We start from the raw sequence: 19,136 nt of genomic DNA on the forward strand, positions 1-19,136 counted from the left end.
AGAGTAACCTCTCCTTTTATGTTATAGGGGGACTTAAAAATGGAGTGGACCTTAATTTTAGTACTTTTCTTAGTTGGTTTTTTTGGGTCCTTTATTTCAGGAATGGTAGGAATTGGTGGAGCAATTATAAATTATCCAATGCTCTTATTTATTCCTCCATTATTAGGATTTGCTGCTTTTACTCCTCATCAAGTTTCAGGTATAAGTGCTGTCCAAGTAGTATTTGCAACTTTAGGTGGAGTATTAAGCTATCGTAAAAGCGGTTTTTTAAACAAAAAAGTAATATTAAGTATGGGAATAAGTGTCCTAATAGGAAGTTTTCTTGGTGGATTCGGTTCAAATTTACTTTCAGAACATGGGATTAATCTTGTTTACGGAATTTTAGCAATGATTGCGGTCGTATTAATGTTTATTCCTCGAAAAAACGTCGAGATGTCAGCAGATGGTCAAATTTCAATTAATGTATGGCTTGCGGCTGGCCTAGCATTTGTTGTGGGCACTAGTGCAGGGATTGTTGGTGCAGGAGGAGCATTTCTGTTAGTACCAATCATGTTAACAATCTTAAAAATACCAACTCGTGTGACAATCGCTTCTTCACTTGCAATCACATTTATTTCTTCAATTGGCGTAACGATCGGGAAAATCTCTACTGGTCAAGTTGAAGTGTTGCCTACTATTATTGTTGTAATTGCAAGCTTAATCGCCTCACCATTAGGTGCAAAAATAGGCAAAAAAACAAAAACGCAGGTTTTACGAGGGATTCTGGCAGTTTTAATTGGTTTTACTGCTTTGAAAATTTGGTTTACGATTATTAAATCATGGATTAGTTGAATAAAGGTTAACTGTAAAAAACAGAAAAACTATTTTTGAGAGTTTTTCTGTTTTTTTATTGGCATGTATCACATTCCTTGCTTCTAACTTTTCGAATTACAGATTAGGAGAAATTAATAGGTTAGTGAGGAAGATCATAATCACCAATGCTTTTTTCATTGTTGTAACTGGAAAGATGATGGAAAAAGGACAAGTAAAAAATTAAATAATTTTCTTTAAGAATTAAAAGTAAGATTATGGTAAAATAATTTGAAGATTTGATAAATTCTATAAGGAATAAAGCTCTTTTAGTATAGCTACTATATTTTTCTAGGAATTACATAATTATATTTTCATTAAGTTTTAAAGAGGGAGAAATTCATGCAAGAAGGGGAAATCATAAAATTTTATCGCAAAAGGGCAGGCCTAACTCAGGAGGAGCTTGGAAAAGACATTTGTACATCCACTCATGTTAGTAGAATTGAAAGAGGTGAAACTCAATATTCTAAAGAAATAATTGAGTTATTTTCCGAGCGCTTAAAAATTGACATACAAAATGAACTTAACTACTTTAATAACATAGAAAAGAAGTTAAATAGTTGGCATACATCAATCATTAAGCAAAACATGATCGAGGTGGAGAAAACAAAAAAAGATATTGAAAAAAATTATATCATTAATTTTTCTAAATATGCTCCGCTCTTCCAATTACTTCAAGCAAGATATTATCTCCTGCAGAATGAATTTGAAAAGACAAAAACCATTTTAAAGGATATTCAAAAAAAACATCCTGATCTTCCCCCTTTTGAAAAGAACTTGAAATGGCTTGTATGGGGCATTTTATATGGAAAAACGGATAACTACGAAAAGTCTATTCAAGTATTAAAAAATATCAATAAGAGTGAGTTTGGGAATCTAGAATACTATATCTACCTGTCACTAGGCTACTACCAGGTTAATCCTAAATCAATCATGACATATGTTTACGCAGAAAAAGCATTGAAGTACTTCAAGAAAACGTATAACTACTTAAGAGCAATTGATGCGGAGGCAATCTTACTTCTAATAAAAGGAAACGAAAAGAGCTTTGATTTTCAGGAAGTATTGGAATCATATCATAACCTTATTGAAGCCTCTGAAAGAGTGAATGCACTTGATCGAAAAATCTTACTGCAAAATAACTTAGCAGATTTATACTTAAAGAGAAAAGATTTTGAAAACGCGCAAATATTATTTAAGGTGACACTTGATATGGTAGATCGGTCTTCTTATAAATACGTTAAATACTTGTATAACTATTTGGAAAGTAGTTTTTTTGGGAATTTACTACTGAAAAATGATTTGCTTAGAAAAGCTAATGAAGGAAAAGCTATTGCAGAAAAATTGGACTCCAGTTTATTCAAAATATTATTCCGACTTTTAATCTATCTTATAGAGGATAAACTCGATCAGTATTATAGTTTTATGGAGAAGACAGCCTTAATCTATTTCCAGTCAGTGAGTAATATGGTTGTTTTTAAAACATATGTCGAAAAATTATATAACAACTACATAGAAACTAAGAATTATGCGAAAGCAATCAATCTATCTAAGTTTATTTTAGAAGAGAATATTTAGGGAAGATAAAAGCACATATTTGATTAGACTGAACCCAATAAAGTAGATCGAGGCAACGTTGGTTTTAAAGGGTGTTATTTTATGCTATGCTTGTGTAACTTATTGCTGTTTCAAATATCTTTCATAAAAATTTGCTAATTTTGTACTAATTTAATTAAAATGGAACTAGTCGTTTTTTTTTTTTAGTCTTTGCGATAAATTTAAATTGAAATGGAGAATGAATTAGATGACAAATCAGAATGAAACGAACGCTTTACCGCCAAAAACATGTACAATTGAACGCCTTGTTACGCTTCAAGAGGATGTTGAAAAAGTATTGGCAGGACAAAAAACTGCTACTCGCCGAAACGGAAGATATGCAGATGTTGGGGAAGTGATGACCCTTCAAAATAATCAGTATGTTGTTGAAAAAGTTTATTCTCAAGCCCTTGGTGAATTGACAGATGAGGATGCTAAGCAAGAAGGCTATGCGACAGTAGAAGAGTATAAACAATCGATCCTTTCAATCCACCCTGGGATGCCTTGGTTGCCAAAAATGAGGGTATGGGTTCATGAGTTCCGTCTCATCCAAGAATAATTTTAATGCTGTATAGATTTCTTCTTTATATACATATTGCTAGTGTAATCCTATCGATTGGCCCTTTTTTTGTTTTGATTCCGATACTCAAAAAGCTGCATACCTCAAAGTCTGCGATACAACAGATTTATTTGGATGTATTCCGGTTTGCTGTCAGATTGGCAAAGCATGCTGGGCATGTATTGGTTGGATCAGGGGTTTTGTTGGTACTAGTGGGTCATTGGTCGTGGAAGACATCTTGGATTGTGATGACGATTCTTCTTTTGGTGAGTTCATTATTTTTCCTAGCTAGAGCCTTTTCACCGACCATTCGGAAATTCAGTGAACCAACCCATGACCAGAGAATGCTAATTCAGAAGCTTCGTCGATCAATCTGGATTTACATCGTTCTTTTGATGGTTATGCTATGGTTTATGGTAGTAAAGCCTGCATTATGGTAGGAATGATTCAAAAAAGCAGACAGGTTCTCTTATCAAAGAAGACTTGTCTGTTTTTTTGCCTTCTTTTAAATGAAATACTAATAAAAACTCAAAAAAATAAGTATATAGACCTATTTCAAACGGAATATGAAATAGTTTTTTGATTTGAATATAAAGGACCTAAGACCTGATTCAAACAATACTCGTAAAAAAAATGCTATTTTCAAACACAATTTTTTCTAAAAAATTTAAAAATAATTCTTGACGTATTATAAAAAGAGAGATAACATGAACTCAATAATTTAAAAACTTAATAAATTCTATTACTTATCCAGAGAGGTGGAGGGACTGGCCCTACGATACCTCGGCAACGGGTTTGTTGTTTCGAAACAAATACCGTGCTAATTCCTGCAAATCGTTTAAGCGATTTGAAAGATAAGAAGTAAAGTGGCTTATATATTATAACCCCTCTTCTTATCTGTCTTATTGGATAAGAAGGGGGGTTTTTTGATGAGTTGCCATAGGAGAAAAAGGAGAAAATATAATTATAAAACCTAGTTTTCAAATGTGTTTACTTAGTTATAATGTTTGGAATAACTTGCATTGGAGGAAGAAATTTGATTGAGATTAAAAATGTCTCCAAGGTTTATCCTGGAAGGCCACCAATTAAAGCTTTAAATAATATTAATATGAAAATTGAGAAAGGTGAGATCTATGGAATCATTGGCTTTTCCGGAGCGGGAAAAAGTACATTGATTCGTTGTTTAAATAGACTTGAAGAGCCAACAGAAGGATCAGTTCTGATAGATGGATTGAACTTAATGACATTAAATGATGAAGAGTTACGTAAAACACGTAGAAAAATTGGTGTCGTATTCCAACACTTCAATCTACTTTCAGCCAAAACGGTATTTGATAATATCGCAATGCCGCTATACCTTGAAGGAAAGAAGAAACGGGATGTTCAGGAAAAGGTAATGGAATTAATTGAATTTGTTGGACTGACAGGGAAGCAAGATGTATTTCCGGGGCACTTATCGGGGGGACAAAAGCAAAGAGTTGGAATTGCAAGGGCACTTGTAACAGACCCAGATCTGTTGCTATGTGATGAAGCTACATCTGCATTAGACCCTGAAACAACAAAGAATGTATTAGAGCTTTTAAGGAAGGTAAATAAATCCTATAATCTTACAATTTTTCTTATTACCCATGAAATGAGTGTAATTCGTGATTTATGTGATAAAGTGGCCGTCATTGATGATGGTGAAATTGTCGAGGAAGGTAATGTTTACGACGTTTTTACGAATCCACAAAAAAGTATTACAAAGAATTTTGTTAACACTGTATTACAAAATGAGGTGCCGTCTAAGTTATCGAAAACATTATCAAAAGGGAAATATTATCAATTAGTCTTCCTAGGTGATAAGGCTGCCAATCCATTATTATCAGAGGTTCTTAAAAAATTCGATATTCATTTAAACATTCTTTATGGATCGATTACAGAGCTACAAGAAAGACCTTATGGGAATTTGCTTGTGGCACTAGAAGGAACAAAAGAGGAAAGCGCAAAAGCTATTAAATTTATTTCGGAAAAGGGGATAGATGTAAGGGAGGTTGAGTTAAATGGAGCTTAATTGGGAATTCTTTTGGCCACAGTTTTTACAGGCAACTCAAGATACATTTCTAACTGTACTAGGGTCATTTATTTTTGGCACAATCATAGGATTGCCTTTAGGTATTATCCTAGTTGTAACAAGGCCAGGTCATATAATGGAAAACAAACCTTTATTTACGTTGTTAAATACCATTATAAATATTGTTCGATCTGTACCATTTATTATTTTACTAGTTGCCATTATACCGTTTACTAGATTATTGACGGGAACGTCCATTGGCGTAGTTGCAGCAATTGTTCCGCTTTCAATCTTTGTAGGGCCATATTTGGCAAGATTGATTGAGAATTCCATGCTAGAAGTGGATAAGGGAGTGCTGGAAACTGCCTATTCAATGGGAGCAACAAAGTTTCAAATCATCGTGAAGTTTATTTTGCCTGAAGCAATTCCATCGTTGATTCTATCATTTACAACAGCAACGATTGGATTGATTGGATCGACTGCGGCAGCTGGTGCTGTTGGTGCTGGGGGATTAGGTGACTTAGCTATTACATATGGTTATCAGCGTTTTGAAACATTGGTTATTGTCATTACAGTTGTTTTACTAGTACTTATTGTTCAACTCATACAAAGTTTAGGAAATACGTGGTCAAGATACGTAAGGAGGAAAAGAGGATGAAAAAGTTTTTTACTATTTTTGCAGCATTATTATTAACGGTTTCGGTATTATCAGCATGTGGTTCTAATGCATCATCAGGTAATGGAAAAGAGAGAACAGTTAAGATTGGTATTAACGGTGATGATTATGAACTTTGGAATATTGTACAAAAACAAGTGAAAAATGAAGGGATTAAATTGAAAATTATATCATTTTCAGATTATGTTCAGCCTAACACAGCACTTAATGACGGTAGCCTTGATTTAAATTCTTTTCAAACGATTACTTATATGAACCAATTTAAAGGCGATCATAATTTAGATATTTCAGCGATTGGCTCGACAGTGATTGCGCCAATGGGGATTTACTCACATAAATTTAAAGAGCTAAGTGATATTCCAGATGGAGCAACGATTACTATACCAAATGATGTTACGAACGCTGGCCGTGCACTTAAACTATTACAATCTTCAAAGTTAATTAGTTTAGTAGATAATTTTGACCCTAAAGGAAGTATTGAACAAATTAAAGAAAATCCTAAGCATTTAAAAATCAAACCGATTGCTGCAGGGCAAACAGCTAGATCATTGGATGATGTGGCAGCAGCGATCATCAATAATGGATTCGCGGTTCAAGCGGGCTTAGACCCTGCAAAGGACCCACTTTATAAAGAAGATCCTAATGATAAAGCAGCTATGCCGTATATCAATGTTATTGCATCTCGTACGAAGAATAAAAATGACAAGGACTTTGCAAAGATTGTAAAGGCTTATCAATCAAAAGAAGTTCATGATTACATTATTAAACGTGACAAAGGTGCTACGGTTCCAGTAGTCATTACGATTGATAAAATTAAAAATCTATAAAGCTAGTTCATGCTTATTTAAAAGAATGGAAGGGAGAAAAGTTTAAATGACAGTCAAAATTGAAACACAAAGAGAGCAAATTGTGAAAAGTATTGAGGAATCGAAGGAAGTTTATCTTGAAATTAGCCACAAGATTCATGAGAAGCCTGAAATTGGCAATCAAGAATTTTTTGCATCAGAAACACATTCTAAAATTTTAGTAGAAGCTGGTTTCGATGTCACACGTAATATTGCAGGGCATGAAACAGGCTTTGTAGCAAGAAAAACGTCATCTAAGCAAGGCCCAACTATCGCTTTTTTAGCAGAATATGATGCACTACCTGGTCTTGGTCATGCATGCGGACATAATATTATTGGAACAACGAGTGTAGCAGCAGGAATCGCTCTTGCTGAAGTCATTTCTGAGATCGGAGGAGAGGTTGTCATATTTGGAACACCAGCAGAAGAGGGTGGACCAAACGGAAGTGCAAAAGGGAGTTTTGTAAAAAATGGATTACTAGAAGGCGTTGATGCAGCTCTTATGCTCCACCCAAGTGGTAAAACTGGTTTGTCGACTCCATCTTTGGCAGTAGATCCTTTAGACTTCCATTTTTATGGAAGAGCAGCACATGCTGCTGGGTCTCCAGAACATGGAATTAATGCTTTAGATGCAGTAATCCAGTTATTCAATGGAATTAACGCCCTTCGTCAGCAGCTTACTAGTGATGTTCGCATACACGGAATTATCACTCATGGAGGCGATGCACCAAATATTATTCCAGAGTATGCTTCAGCAAGATTTTTCATCCGTGCTAGTACTTGGAAAAGAACGGAGGAAGTATCCACTAAGATTCGTAATATTGCCGAAGGAGCAGCAATTGCAACTGGCAGTACTGTGAAAATTGAAAGATTTCAAAATGAAGTCCATGATTTTATTATCAATCAATCTCTTGATGAGATTGTAGGTGAAGAACTAAGCCTATTGGGTGAAGTAGTGAATAGCAAAAGCGGCGGGCTTGGATCTACTGATGCCGGAAACGTAAGTCACGTTGTTCCGACTTCTCACGCATATATTAAAATTGGACCTGATGATTTAATTGCTCATACGAATGAATTCCGTGAAGCTGCGAGGTCGCCACTTGGTGATCATGCTCTAGTTACGGGAGCAAAAGCATTGGCTCTAACGGGCTATCGTTTAATTACCGATAAAAACCTTTTGGAAAAGGTTCAAAATGAATTTCAGCAAACAGAAAAATAGTTAGCTTGAACGGTCAGAAAGATGGACGGAAATTACCATCTTTTTGACCGTTTTATTTTTGATAGCCCAGTCTTATGACGTTATTTCTTCTATTTATATAGAAGTCTTCTGTTAACTCCTTAGTAAATAATATAGATTTACATTACCCCATTTCAATTTTATCTAAACGTAACCTCAATTTTACTAAATCTTAAATTTTAAAGATTAAACTAAAACTTAGATATGTTTTCTACAAGTTTATCACTCTATAAATCTTTGATAGGGGTAATTTAATATGGTTTCTTTAAATAAAGTAAAGGATTTCTCAGATGAAAGTGTTAAATATGCACAACAGCATCTAGCAAACGAAAGGACATATTTAGCATGGCTGCGTACTGCGATCTCAATTACTGGTGTAGGATTTTTAACAACTTCACTACACTTTACAATTAAAATTAGTGATAACCAATTCATTAATACATTAGCAATTTTTCTTGGCATATATGCATGTATTGTTGGTTTTATTACGGGTGTATTAGCTACTATTCTGTACAGTAAAAAGCGGAAAGAAATTCAAAATGGAAAATTTTTACCTACTCATAATTCAATTATTCTTGTATCAATTCTATTTTCTTTTTTAATATTCATGATTGTGTTGTATTTGTCATTATTATTATATAAATAGACCCGAATCGTTTCATTTTTTATCGGTAGTTTTTATAGGGATATTTTTATAAAAATCGAATATTACATAAAGTGGACACTAAAATGAATGGAGTGATTGATATTTTTTATCCTGAATCTCGGTTTGAATCGATTAATGGAATGGAACTTCATTTTACAGAATGGGGAGAAAGAAAAAATCCAACAGTTGTTTGTTGGCATGGTTTAACTAGAAATGGCAGGGATTTTGATATTTTAGCTCGTCATTTAGCTAAGGACTATCATGTAATTTGCCCAGATACGATTGGACGAGGATTAAGTCAGTGGAGTACTTCTCCTGAGCAAGATTACTGTTTTGAAAACTATGTAAATATAGCCATTGGTTTATTAGATCGTTTAGAAATTGAACAAGTTCGTTGGGTAGGAACTTCGATGGGTGGAGCAATTGGAATGCGACTTTCTGGTACGCCGGAACATCTAAATCGTATTTCCCATTTAGTATTAAATGATATTGGGGCAGGTGCTTCAGAAAACCAACCACAAGATATTGAAGGAATTAAGAGAATTATTAGCTATGTTGGTTCACCACCGCAATTTAAAACATTTGCTGAATTGAAAAATTACTATAAATTAATTTATCATTCTTTTGGTGTTTCAAGTGAAGAAGAATGGAATGACTTTACGCAAAATTCTTGCCGTAGAAGAGATGAGGGTGGAATAGGCCCAGATTATGATCCTAAAATTGCATTACAATTTCAGCATACTGAGGATTTAACTTTATGGAATTACTGGGAGGCTATTCAGTCCAAGATTTTACTCATTCGGGGAGAAGTTTCGGACGTCTTGCCACTTGATGTAGCATCAAAAATGAAGGAAACGCAAAAGTTCCAAATGGAAACAATACCTAAAGTTGGTCATGCACCTGCTTTAAATACTAATGATCAAATCTCAATTATTGATAAATTTTTAAAATAAGTTTAGGTTTTATGCGATAGCTCTGAAATTGTAGGTTGTTCCATATGCCGGGTTAACAGACTAAGGAGCGGCCTTTTTAATTGTATGAACTATGTGGGGGGATCATGGCTACACTTTTTATTTGTAGTTGATATGATCGCCCCTTTTTTATAAATAATAAGTAGATTTTATCCAATATACTAAGAATTAGGGTATACTTGCAGGTTTTCCACTTTGGAATAGCCAATATTGTACGATTTTCATGTCATAATACCTTAACTGGTATGGGTAATTTTTAGTCTTAATTGCGGTTATTAGGAATTTAATTGCAGATTTGCTAATTTTAATTGCGGTTTTCGAAATTTAATTGCAGTTCATCCTTTTTTGCAGCCTGGAGAATTCCACACGCCCTTCTTTAATTAATACGATTGACTATGACGCTACGTAACCGTATAAACTGTGAAAAGAAAGGAGGAGAGATCGTGGATAGTAAGTATTATTATATAACCGAATTTGCCAGAAAAACTTCTATTTCTGTTAGAACACTACGATACTACGACAAAATTGGTTTATTAATACCAACAAATACCGACGAATCGGGTTTTAAGTTATACACAGATTATGATTTAGTTCATCTTCAATCAATACTTACCTTCAAATTTTTAGGTTTTACTTTAAAAGATATTCAATCGATTTTAACGGAAAGTAGTTTAGATTTATCAAAGAAGTTAAAAGAACAAAAAGCAATGTTGAAAGCTAAAAAAGATCAAATTGATCAGATTGTTAATGTGATTGAGCAGGTAGAAACATCGATAAAATCTGATTCAATTGATTATGAAAGTGTTACAGAGTTGATTCAAATAGCACATTTTAATTTGAAGCCTGATTGGGTAAATAAATATTTATCAACTGAAGACCGAAAAGTGATGAGGAACATCGCCAAGCAGTCATATACTAAAGCTACTTTACAAAAATTAGCGAAGCGAGGATGGACTGAAGGAAACCATGTTCGTCATTTAAATGATTATCAATATTTTAGAAACAAATTAACAGAGCTAGTTCATGAAGGATATACAATTGAAAGTGTTGAAGCGCAAGAACTTGTTAAGTTTTTGATGGAAATGAATAGTCGTTATAGTCAAAATGATCCAGAAATTAAAGAGGGCATGAAAAAATCTTGGGAAAGATTTAAATCGTTACCCGAAGATCAAAAGCCAAAAACATATACAATTCCAGAATTTGAATTAGATTTTATTAGACAAGCTAGTATATATTATCATCAAAATCTAGATGGTCATAAATCATAAAAAACAGAAAAATCATTTGGGTTTTTTCTGTTTTTTACGTTTAAAGATTAAAGTGCATCAAATACCCAGATAGATTCTCTATAAGCAAAGCTTCTTTAAAAGTGAAAGTAAAAAAAGATTGAACAATTGTTCAATCTTTTTTGTTTCAATTTATTATTTAAAGAATGTTGCCCAAAGTAAATACACATTTAATACTGCAATAACTGAAGCAATCGACCAAGCCACTGATTTAAGCCAAGTTTTATTAGCAAATTTACCCATTTTCTTAGCGTCACTAGTGAACATGACTAGTGGTATAACCGCGAAAGATAACTGTAAAGATAAGATTACCTGACTTAGTATTAATAAATCCGCAGTTCCTTTTGCCCCGTAAAAATAAGTGACGATAAGAGCTGGTGTAACGGCAATTAAACGAGTTATTAATCTTCTTATCCAAGGTTTTAGTTTAATATTTAAAAAGCCTTCCATTACAATTTGCCCAGCTAGAGTACCTGTTAAAGTAGAATTTTGACCTGAAGCCAATAATGCCAATCCGAAAAATGTACTTGCTAAAGTCGTTCCTAGTAATGGAGTAAGAAGCTGGAATGCATCTTCAATTGATGCAACATTTGTATGACCCGATTTGTAGAAAGTTGAAGCAGCTAATATTAAGATCGCTGCGTTTACAAACAATGCAATCATTAATGCAACTGTCGAATCGATTGTAGCAAATTTAATTGCTTCTTTTTTACCAGCATCAGATACATCAAACTTTCTAGTTTGAACGATTGAAGAGTGAAGATATAAATTATGAGGCATAACAGTTGCCCCTAAAATTCCTAAAGAAATATAAAGCATTTTTGGATCTGTAATAACTTGAGAACTTGGAATAAATCCACCAAATACAGCTTTTACATCAGGTTGAGACATAATCAATTCAAAAACAAAACTACCAGTAATTAATATGATTAATGAAATAACAAAAGCCTCGATATACCTAAATCCTTTATTTTGTAAAAGTAAAACAATGAATATATCTAAAGTTGTCAAACAAATTCCATAAAACAACGGAATACCAAATAATAGATTTAAAGCGATGGCGGACCCTATTAATTCAGCTAAGTCACATGCAGCAATTGCGGCTTCACAAAGCACCCAAAGCATAAATGATACAGGTTTACTGAAGTGGTCTCGACATGCCTGAGCTAAATCTCTACCGGTAACGATACCTAATTTAGCAGCTAATGATTGTAGAATGATGGCCATAAGATTAGAAATTAAAATAACAGATAATAAATTGTAATTAAATGCAGATCCACCTGCTATTGAAGTTGCCCAGTTTCCAGGGTCCATATATCCAACTGCAACTAAATATCCTGGGCCAGCAAATGCTAGAAACTTACGAAAATTACTAGCTTTCTTTGGAACAGATAATGAACGATGAACCTCTTGCAAACTAGGTTGTGTATGTTCCTGTCTCCATCCGGCTTCTTTATATATGACTTTTTCTTGTGATTCTTGTGACATGTTTCCCACCACCTGTTTTATTGTACACATCAAATAGTTTTTCCCTAGGGAAAGTTTTTTAAATTATATGCTGATTTTAACACATTAGTTCCCAAATGTAATAAAAAATTTTTGATAACTTCGTAAATTTTTAGTAAACAGATAATATACGTAGAATATTTTCCTTTTCTTTGTTTCTGCTTTTTTACTATTTCTTATGCAATTCATTCAGATTGTTCTGTTTTTTTAAGTATGCTGAAGTTTATTATCAAGTTAATTATTTTCAAGTGTGATATACTAATCAAAAAATTCAGTTATATTCGTTGGCGATTATAAAAAAATTAATATATTTGGGAGAGAAATCCATGAAGTTTGTATTAGTATTCGGTCCTCAGGCTGTGGGGAAAATGACTGTAGGACATGAATTAGAAAAAATAACAGATTTGAAATTGTTTCATAATCACATGACAATCGACTTAGTTAGTAAGTTCTTTGATTATGGAACAAAGGAAGGGAGTAGATTAGTTAATTTATTTCGAAATGAAATATTCGAAGAGGTATCAAAAAGTAACTTATATGGAATTATTTTTACATATGTGTGGGCTCTGGATCAAAAGTCTGATTGGGATTATGTCGAGAAAGTTTGTACTATATTTGAGTCAAAAGGGGCAACAACCTATTTTGTTGAACTAGAAGCAGAACTAGATGAGAGACTTGTACGAAATAAAACTCCTCACAGATTAGAGCATAAACCAACAAAAAGAGATATTGAATGGTCTGAAGACAATTTAATAAAGACAATGGATAAATACAGATTAAATTCAATAGAAGGGGAAATTCAGAAAGAAAATTATCTAAAGATAACTAACACAAATATGAGTGCAGAAGAAGTAGCTAAATTAATTAAAGAAAGATTTAGTTTGTAAGTAGAAAGTAAATAGATTTACTGCTAACTTTTATTTTAATAATCTTTTCCCATTATTGAAGGCAAAGTAATCAAATTACTTTTGTTTCGATAATGGGTTTTTTCTATCGTATAACAAATAGATTTATGGGTATAAATTTACTTCAGCACAACTTTGTAACCTTTATCTTACATCTATTGTTCCCAATCTCTAAACAGAATGTAAGCGGTTTATAATATGATAAAAACAGGAGGTAAAGCCAATGAACATTGAGAAACGCCCCGCAATACTATTGGACCACTTACTTAATTTAAATCATACGACAATGAATCAGGTAATGAATTCTACGCAGTTAACAAGAAGGCAGGTTTCATATGATTTGGACAAAATTAATTACTGGTTAAAAGTAAAAGGATTGCCTCCCATTGAGTACAAAGGTATTCATTACATTAAAATGCCAGAAGATGTTACTCAGTTTTTTAAAGAACAAAAAAACAAAGAATTAAAGAAAGATTTTATTTTTACAGAAGATGAGCGTCAAATAGTAATCTACTTGTATTTAATTATCCGTAAGGAATCACTTTCAACAGCTCATTTAACTCAACTATTGGGAGTTAGTAAAAATACAACAATCTCCGATGTGAAAAAGTTAAATGAAATAATCGGTACTCAGTTAGTAAAAATTGAATACTCAAGACAAAATGGTTATCACTTAGAAGGCACAGAATTTGATAAGAGAGTTTTACTTATGCAATTCCTATCTCGGCTTTTACAAATACCATATGGTGAAAAAATTATAAATTATATTTTAAAGGATCGAGATAGACTTTATGAATTCGTTGATATGCATAATGTGCTAATACAAATTGAAAAAGATTTCAATCTTCAATTTGTAGAGGAACGTTTAAAGCAATTTGTTTACTTTCTTATTTATTATTTTTATCGTCAGACAGAAAAAAAGTTTGTTTTATTTCATCCTGATGAAATCCAAATTCTAAAGCAAGATTCAATGTGGTTAGTAGCAGAGAAGATTAGTCAACTTCTTCAAATTGATGGAAATGATCCAGAAATTTGTTATCTTACAATTCAATTATTAGGTTTATCTTTAGGGAGAAACCAAGTTCAAGATGATGATCGTGGCTTACTTTTTAAGCTAAGTGAACAATTAGTGTTCGACTTTGAATCAAAGGCTTGTATTGCTTTTGAGAAAAAGAATGAAGTAGTTAGTACATTGTATCAACATTTAAAACCAGCTTATTTTCGCATGAAATATAGAATTCCTATTTTTAATCCTCTACTTTCTCAAATTATGAATGAGCATAAAGAACTTTTTACAATTGTAAAAGAATTGCTTTCTCCAATCGGTACTCTTTTAAGTATCACGATACCCGAGGAGGAAATTGGCTATATTACGATTCACTTTGGTGCACTTTTAGAGAAACCCAAAAAGGTTCTTCCGCAAAAGAAACGTGCAATCGTTGTTTGTCCAAGTGGAATTAGTTCCTCATTAATGGTCAAGCACCAACTTGAGGCACTTTTTTCTGAAATTATCGTAGAGAAAATATTATCATTACAGGAATTTAAAGAAGGAAATTTCAATGAATATGATCTAATGTTTTCCACAGTTGATTTAGATACAAAGATACCATGTTTTAGAGTTAAACCAATTATGACACCTAGTGAAAAAAATAGCATTGTCAATGAAGTTTACCAGTATTTATTTGGGATTCAATATTATGATCTTTCAATGAATGAACTAATTCAAACGATTGAAAAGTATGCGAATGTTTACGACGAAGTGGGGTTGAAAGCTGCTTTAAGTCAAATTACTTTTCATAAAAAAGTAGATATATCTAGGAGGAGACAACCTGTGTTACAAGATCTATTAAAAGAGGAAACAATTCAAATGATTAATCATCTTTCAAATTGGGAAGATGCCATAAAAGTTGTGGCCGATCCATTGTTAAAGAATGGAGCAATTAATAGGTCATATGTAGATGCGATGCTAGAAAATATAAAAACGATGGGGCCGTATGTAGTAATAGGTCCTGAGGTTGCCATTCCACATGCTCGACCAGAAATGGGAGTAAACAAAGTAGGAATGAGTTTTTTAAAACTGAACAAGCCAGTATTCTTTTTAAATGATGAAAAGTATCCTGTTCGACTATTGTTTTGTATTGCAGCAATAGACAATAAAACACATCTGAAAGCTCTTTCGCAGCTGACAAAGTTACTTAGTGAAAAAGAGAATATTGAACTTCTGAAGGAAGCAGAATCTTCAAATGTATTAGTGGAATTATTTGAACACTATTCAGCAGTTAATTGATCTTCAAGTTTAATAGATTAGTTGAAAAAAATGGAGGGGTTCGTTATGAAAATTTTAGCAGTATGTGGCTCAGGATTAGGAAGTAGCTTTATGTTAGAGATGAATATTGTTCAAATATTAAATGAGTTAGGAGTAAGTGGGATTGAAGTAGAACATTCAGATCTTAGTTCTGCTACGCCTGACTCAGCAGATGTTTTTATCGCGGCAAAGGACATAGCAGAAGGTATGGGGCATTTAGGTGAGGTTGTTGTGATTGATAGCATTATCGATATGGATGGTCTTCGTACGAAGTTAACACAAGTTCTTCAATCAAAAGGCTTATTTTAAATTTAAGGATTAATTTACATCAAATATTATTTATAGGAGGTTTTGTTCGTGGAAGCAAGGTTTCTGAAATTAATTATGGATGTATTAAGTCAACCGGCAGTTTTAGTAGCACTAATTTCACTTGTTGGACTTATTATTCAGAAAAAGCCTACAAGCGAGATTATTAAAGGGACAACTAAAACTTTTTTAGGATTTATCGTAATTTCTGCCGGGGCTGGAATTGTCGTGGGCTCACTAGACCCTTTTGGTAAGATGTTTCAAGAAGCGTTTCATGTTTCAGGTGTAGTTCCAAATAATGAAGCAATCGTAGCAATGGCACTATCAAAATATGGTTCATTCACTGCCTATATTATGTTCTTTGGTATGGTTGCAAACATTATTATTGCTCGATTTACTAGACTAAAATATATATTTTTAACAGGTCACCATACATTATATATGGCTTGTATGCTAGCTGTTATTTTAGTAGTTTCAGGATTAAAAGGTGTCCCACTTGTAATCGTTGGTTCACTAGCACTTGGTTTAATTATGGCTGTTTTCCCAGCTTTAAGCCAACCGTTTATGAGAAAAATTACAGGTAACGATAATGTAGGATTTGGACATTTTTCAAGTTTAGGTTATGTTCTTTCCGGTTTAGTTGGAAAGGTAGTCGGCAAAGGATCACGATCGACAGAAGAGATAAAATTTCCAAAAGGATTAGGATTTTTACGTGATAGTTCCGTTACGATTGCGTTAACAATGACAATTATATACCTTGTTATAGCACTTTTTGCTGGTCCTACTTATATAGAGAAGGAACTAAGTGGGGGAACTCATTATCTTGTTTATTCATTAATTCAATCAGTTACTTTTGCTGCGGGTGTCTTTATTATTTTATCTGGTGTGCGACTTGTTTTGGCTGAAATTGTACCAGCATTTAAAGGGATATCAAATAAATTAGTTCCTAATTCAAAACCTGCACTTGATTGTCCTATTGTTTTCCCATATGCACCAAATGCAGTTTTAATTGGTTTCTTTTGTAGCTTTCTCGGAGGAATTGTAGGAATGGTTTTCCTTGGTCTAACAGGATCTATTATCATTTTACCAGGGGTTGTTCCCCACTTCTTTACTGGAGCTACAGCTGGAGTATTCGGTAATTCTACTGGGGGGATACGAGGAGCAACGATTGGATCATTCGCAAATGGTTTGTTAATTACGTTCTTGCCTGTCTTTTTATTACCAGTTCTAGGTGACTTAGGATTTGCAAGTACGACATTCTCTGATGCAGACTTTGCTACATCAGGTATCATTTTAGGGCATATTGCTAAGTCATTTGGAGCAACCGGTGTAACGGTAACAGTAGTAGGTTTAGTTGCAATAGCTGTGTTGTTTGGATTATTCAAAAAAGATCGTAACAACAGTAAATCTGCAAACATCGAGGCTTAATTAATATGTCACAATACGAATCTACTAAGATCTAAAATGAGCTAAATTATGAAAATGATGTATGTTGTATTTTATTGATTAAAGGAGGATTTCGATTGAAATTCAATCTTCAAAAAATAGAAGCATTTCGTGACGAAATTCGCTATCTAACTTTAAAAGAACTATATAATCTTGGTTTTGGACATTATGGTGGAAGCTTATCAATTATTGAGACTTTAGCAGTTTTATATGGTGAAGTGATGAAGGTCGATCCCAAAAACCCTTCATGGCAGGAAAGAGATTACTTTATACTATCAAAGGGTCATGGTGGACCTGGACTATACGCAACATTGGCTTTAAAGGGATACTTTCCTGAAGAGGTTTTATACACTTTAAATCAAAATGGGACTACACTCCCTTCCCATCCCGATCGAAATTTAACGCCTGGTATTGATATGACAACAGGATCTTTAGGACAGGGTATATCAGCAGCAGTTGGAGTGGCTTTGTCTCATAAACTTTCTGAAATGGATAATTATACTTATTGCATAGTAGGTGATGGAGAGCTTAATGAAGGGCAGTGTTGGGAGGCACTTCAATTTGCTGCGCACCATAAATTAAACAACTTATTTGTTTTTGTTGATGACAATAAAAAACAGCTTGATGGGTTAACTAAGGATATTATTGATCCATTTGATTTTGTAGAAAAATTTAAGGCTTTTGGTTTTTACACATTAAAAGCCGATGGAAAATCAATTGAACAAATTTATGCCTCGATTATGAAGGGGAAATTACAGAGCGACAAACCAATTGCAATTATTTTAGATACGGTTAAAGGTCAAGGTGTTAAATATTTAGAAGAGAAAGCTGATAACCATCATATACGGCCCAACCAAGCGGATGAAGAAGCTATTTTAGGAGCAATTACTGAACTAGGAAATAAACTAGGAAGGGTCGTGAATTCATGATTCAAACACCATTTAAGAGTTATGAATTAGATCGTATAGAAATGAGACAAATGTATGCCAATACACTACTTGAAATGGCGCAGAAAAATCCAAATGTAATTGCCCTAGAAGCTGATTTAATGAGTGCAATTACTACAAGTAAAATTATTGGTGAAATACCAAAACAATTAATAAATTGTGGGATTATGGAAGCGAATATGATGGGAGTAGCTTCTGGTCTATCACTCACTGGAAAAATTCCTTATGTTCATACATTTGCGCAATTTGCTACTCGTCGAGCGTTTGATCAATTGTTCGTTTCAGGTGCATATGCAAGATTGAATATAAAAATATTAGGTTCTGATTCGGGGGTTACTGCAGAGCATAATGGTGGGACACATATGGCATTTGAAGACTTAGGACTTGCTCGTTTAATTCCAAATGCAAATGTATATGAAGCAAGTGACGCCAATCAACTTGGGTACTTACTCCGCAAAGTTGAGAAGGAATACGGGATTCATTATATCCGAACAATTCGTAAAAAAGCTGTCAAACTTTATGATGAAAATGAAACATTTGAATCCGGTAAAGGTAAGGTCCTTCGAAATGGTGATGATGTAACAATCATTGCAAGTGGCATTATGGTCGCTGAATCGTTGAAGGCTGCTGACATACTTCAGGGAAAAGGAATTGAAACAAGTGTAATCGATATGTTTTCAATAAAGCCAATAGATAAAGACTTAATCGTAAAATATGCTAACAAAACAAGGGCAATTGTCACGGCTGAAAATCATAATGTTATAGGCGGTTTAGGTAGTGCGGTAGCAGAAGTATTAAGTGAGCATTGTCCAACTAAAATGAGACGAATCGGGATTAAAGAACAATTTGGGCAAGTTGGCAAGGAAGACTATTTAAAGGAATTTTATAAGTTAACGGCAAATGACATTGTTAAGAGTGTAGAGGAATTAAAAAACTAGAAAAAGTTATCAATTTTAGGAAGTTGTTTTTACAGCTTCTTTTTTTTACATATTAAGAATTTATA

The 19,136-nt window shown here is 33.5% G+C and carries 18 protein-coding genes and 1 riboswitch; of the genes, 17 read left to right on the plus strand and 1 reads right to left on the minus strand.

The window, feature by feature from the left end; translation table 11 throughout:
• Positions 1-39 precede the first annotated feature (39 nt).
• From AB1282_RS09580 to AB1282_RS09630, 11 genes are all read left to right on the plus strand, one after another.
• Positions 40-831 (plus strand): sulfite exporter TauE/SafE family protein, encoded by a 792-nt coding sequence (locus tag AB1282_RS09580; RefSeq protein WP_056467663.1) that lies wholly within the window; start codon positions 40-42, stop codon positions 829-831.
• Positions 832-1,191: 360 nt separating this feature from the next.
• Complete coding sequence (locus AB1282_RS09585; protein ID WP_429898981.1) at positions 1,192-2,427, plus strand: helix-turn-helix domain-containing protein; 1,236 nt, start codon at positions 1,192-1,194, stop codon at positions 2,425-2,427.
• Between the two features lie 226 nt (positions 2,428-2,653).
• Positions 2,654-3,004 (plus strand): ASCH domain-containing protein, encoded by a 351-nt coding sequence (locus tag AB1282_RS09590; RefSeq protein ID WP_390311605.1) that lies wholly within the window; start codon positions 2,654-2,656, stop codon positions 3,002-3,004.
• Between the two features lie 5 nt (positions 3,005-3,009).
• Positions 3,010-3,444, plus strand: coding sequence for a hypothetical protein (locus AB1282_RS09595; RefSeq protein WP_082459371.1), 435 nt, complete (start codon positions 3,010-3,012; stop codon positions 3,442-3,444).
• A 303-nt stretch (positions 3,445-3,747) separates the two neighbouring features.
• Positions 3,748-3,865: riboswitch (SAM riboswitch) on the plus strand.
• A 175-nt stretch (positions 3,866-4,040) separates the two neighbouring features.
• Positions 4,041-5,057 carry a methionine ABC transporter ATP-binding protein gene (locus tag AB1282_RS09600; protein ID WP_335410301.1) on the plus strand — a complete coding sequence of 339 codons (1,017 nt, stop codon included), beginning with the start codon at positions 4,041-4,043 and terminating at the stop codon, positions 5,055-5,057.
• Positions 5,047-5,715: a methionine ABC transporter permease gene (locus AB1282_RS09605; protein WP_429898982.1), complete on the plus strand. Its 669-nt coding sequence runs from the start codon at positions 5,047-5,049 to the stop codon at positions 5,713-5,715. Before AB1282_RS09600 ends, AB1282_RS09605 begins: the two co-directional genes overlap by 11 nt.
• A complete protein-coding gene (locus AB1282_RS09610) occupies positions 5,712-6,560 on the plus strand; it encodes a MetQ/NlpA family ABC transporter substrate-binding protein (RefSeq protein WP_429898983.1) in 849 nt (282 codons plus the stop codon). The genes AB1282_RS09605 and AB1282_RS09610 overlap by 4 nt, the downstream gene beginning before the upstream one ends.
• Positions 6,561-6,606: 46 nt before the next feature.
• The gene (locus AB1282_RS09615) at positions 6,607-7,797 is read left to right on the plus strand and encodes a M20 family metallopeptidase (RefSeq protein WP_056467645.1); all 1,191 of its coding nucleotides are present in this window, start codon (positions 6,607-6,609) and stop codon (positions 7,795-7,797) included.
• Between the two features lie 274 nt (positions 7,798-8,071).
• Complete coding sequence (locus AB1282_RS09620) at positions 8,072-8,461, plus strand: YidH family protein (RefSeq protein ID WP_056467643.1); 390 nt, start codon at positions 8,072-8,074, stop codon at positions 8,459-8,461.
• Between the two features lie 83 nt (positions 8,462-8,544).
• A complete protein-coding gene (locus AB1282_RS09625; RefSeq protein ID WP_429898984.1) occupies positions 8,545-9,414 on the plus strand; it encodes an alpha/beta fold hydrolase in 870 nt (289 codons plus the stop codon).
• A 461-nt stretch (positions 9,415-9,875) separates the two neighbouring features.
• A complete protein-coding gene (locus AB1282_RS09630) occupies positions 9,876-10,700 on the plus strand; it encodes a MerR family transcriptional regulator (protein ID WP_429898985.1) in 825 nt (274 codons plus the stop codon).
• 153 nt (positions 10,701-10,853) lie between these two features.
• Here the strand turns inward: AB1282_RS09630 and AB1282_RS09635 are convergent, their stop codons facing one another.
• A complete protein-coding gene (locus AB1282_RS09635) occupies positions 10,854-12,206 on the minus strand; it encodes an Nramp family divalent metal transporter (protein ID WP_056467637.1) in 1,353 nt (450 codons plus the stop codon).
• Between the two features lie 344 nt (positions 12,207-12,550).
• On the opposite strand from AB1282_RS09635, the gene AB1282_RS09640 reads away from it, so the two are divergent.
• From AB1282_RS09640 to AB1282_RS09665, 6 genes are all read left to right on the plus strand, one after another.
• Positions 12,551-13,111 carry an AAA family ATPase gene (locus AB1282_RS09640; RefSeq protein ID WP_056467635.1) on the plus strand — a complete coding sequence of 187 codons (561 nt, stop codon included), beginning with the start codon at positions 12,551-12,553 and terminating at the stop codon, positions 13,109-13,111.
• Positions 13,112-13,352: 241 nt separating this feature from the next.
• Positions 13,353-15,416: a BglG family transcription antiterminator gene (locus tag AB1282_RS09645; protein WP_429898986.1), complete on the plus strand. Its 2,064-nt coding sequence runs from the start codon at positions 13,353-13,355 to the stop codon at positions 15,414-15,416.
• Positions 15,417-15,461: 45 nt separating this feature from the next.
• The gene (locus tag AB1282_RS09650; RefSeq protein ID WP_056467630.1) at positions 15,462-15,743 is read left to right on the plus strand and encodes a PTS sugar transporter subunit IIB; all 282 of its coding nucleotides are present in this window, start codon (positions 15,462-15,464) and stop codon (positions 15,741-15,743) included.
• Between the two features lie 48 nt (positions 15,744-15,791).
• Positions 15,792-17,168, plus strand: coding sequence for a PTS ascorbate transporter subunit IIC (locus AB1282_RS09655; protein ID WP_156339617.1), 1,377 nt, complete (start codon positions 15,792-15,794; stop codon positions 17,166-17,168).
• 95 nt (positions 17,169-17,263) lie between these two features.
• The gene (locus AB1282_RS09660; RefSeq protein ID WP_429898987.1) at positions 17,264-18,115 is read left to right on the plus strand and encodes a transketolase; all 852 of its coding nucleotides are present in this window, start codon (positions 17,264-17,266) and stop codon (positions 18,113-18,115) included.
• The gene (locus AB1282_RS09665) at positions 18,112-19,071 is read left to right on the plus strand and encodes a transketolase family protein (protein WP_056467623.1); all 960 of its coding nucleotides are present in this window, start codon (positions 18,112-18,114) and stop codon (positions 19,069-19,071) included. The genes AB1282_RS09660 and AB1282_RS09665 overlap by 4 nt, the downstream gene beginning before the upstream one ends.
• Positions 19,072-19,136: the final 65 nt, after the last annotated feature.

The organism is Gottfriedia sp. S16(2024) (genome assembly GCF_050473765.1).
Taxonomy (GTDB): Bacteria; Bacillota; Bacilli; order Bacillales; family Bacillaceae_G; genus Gottfriedia.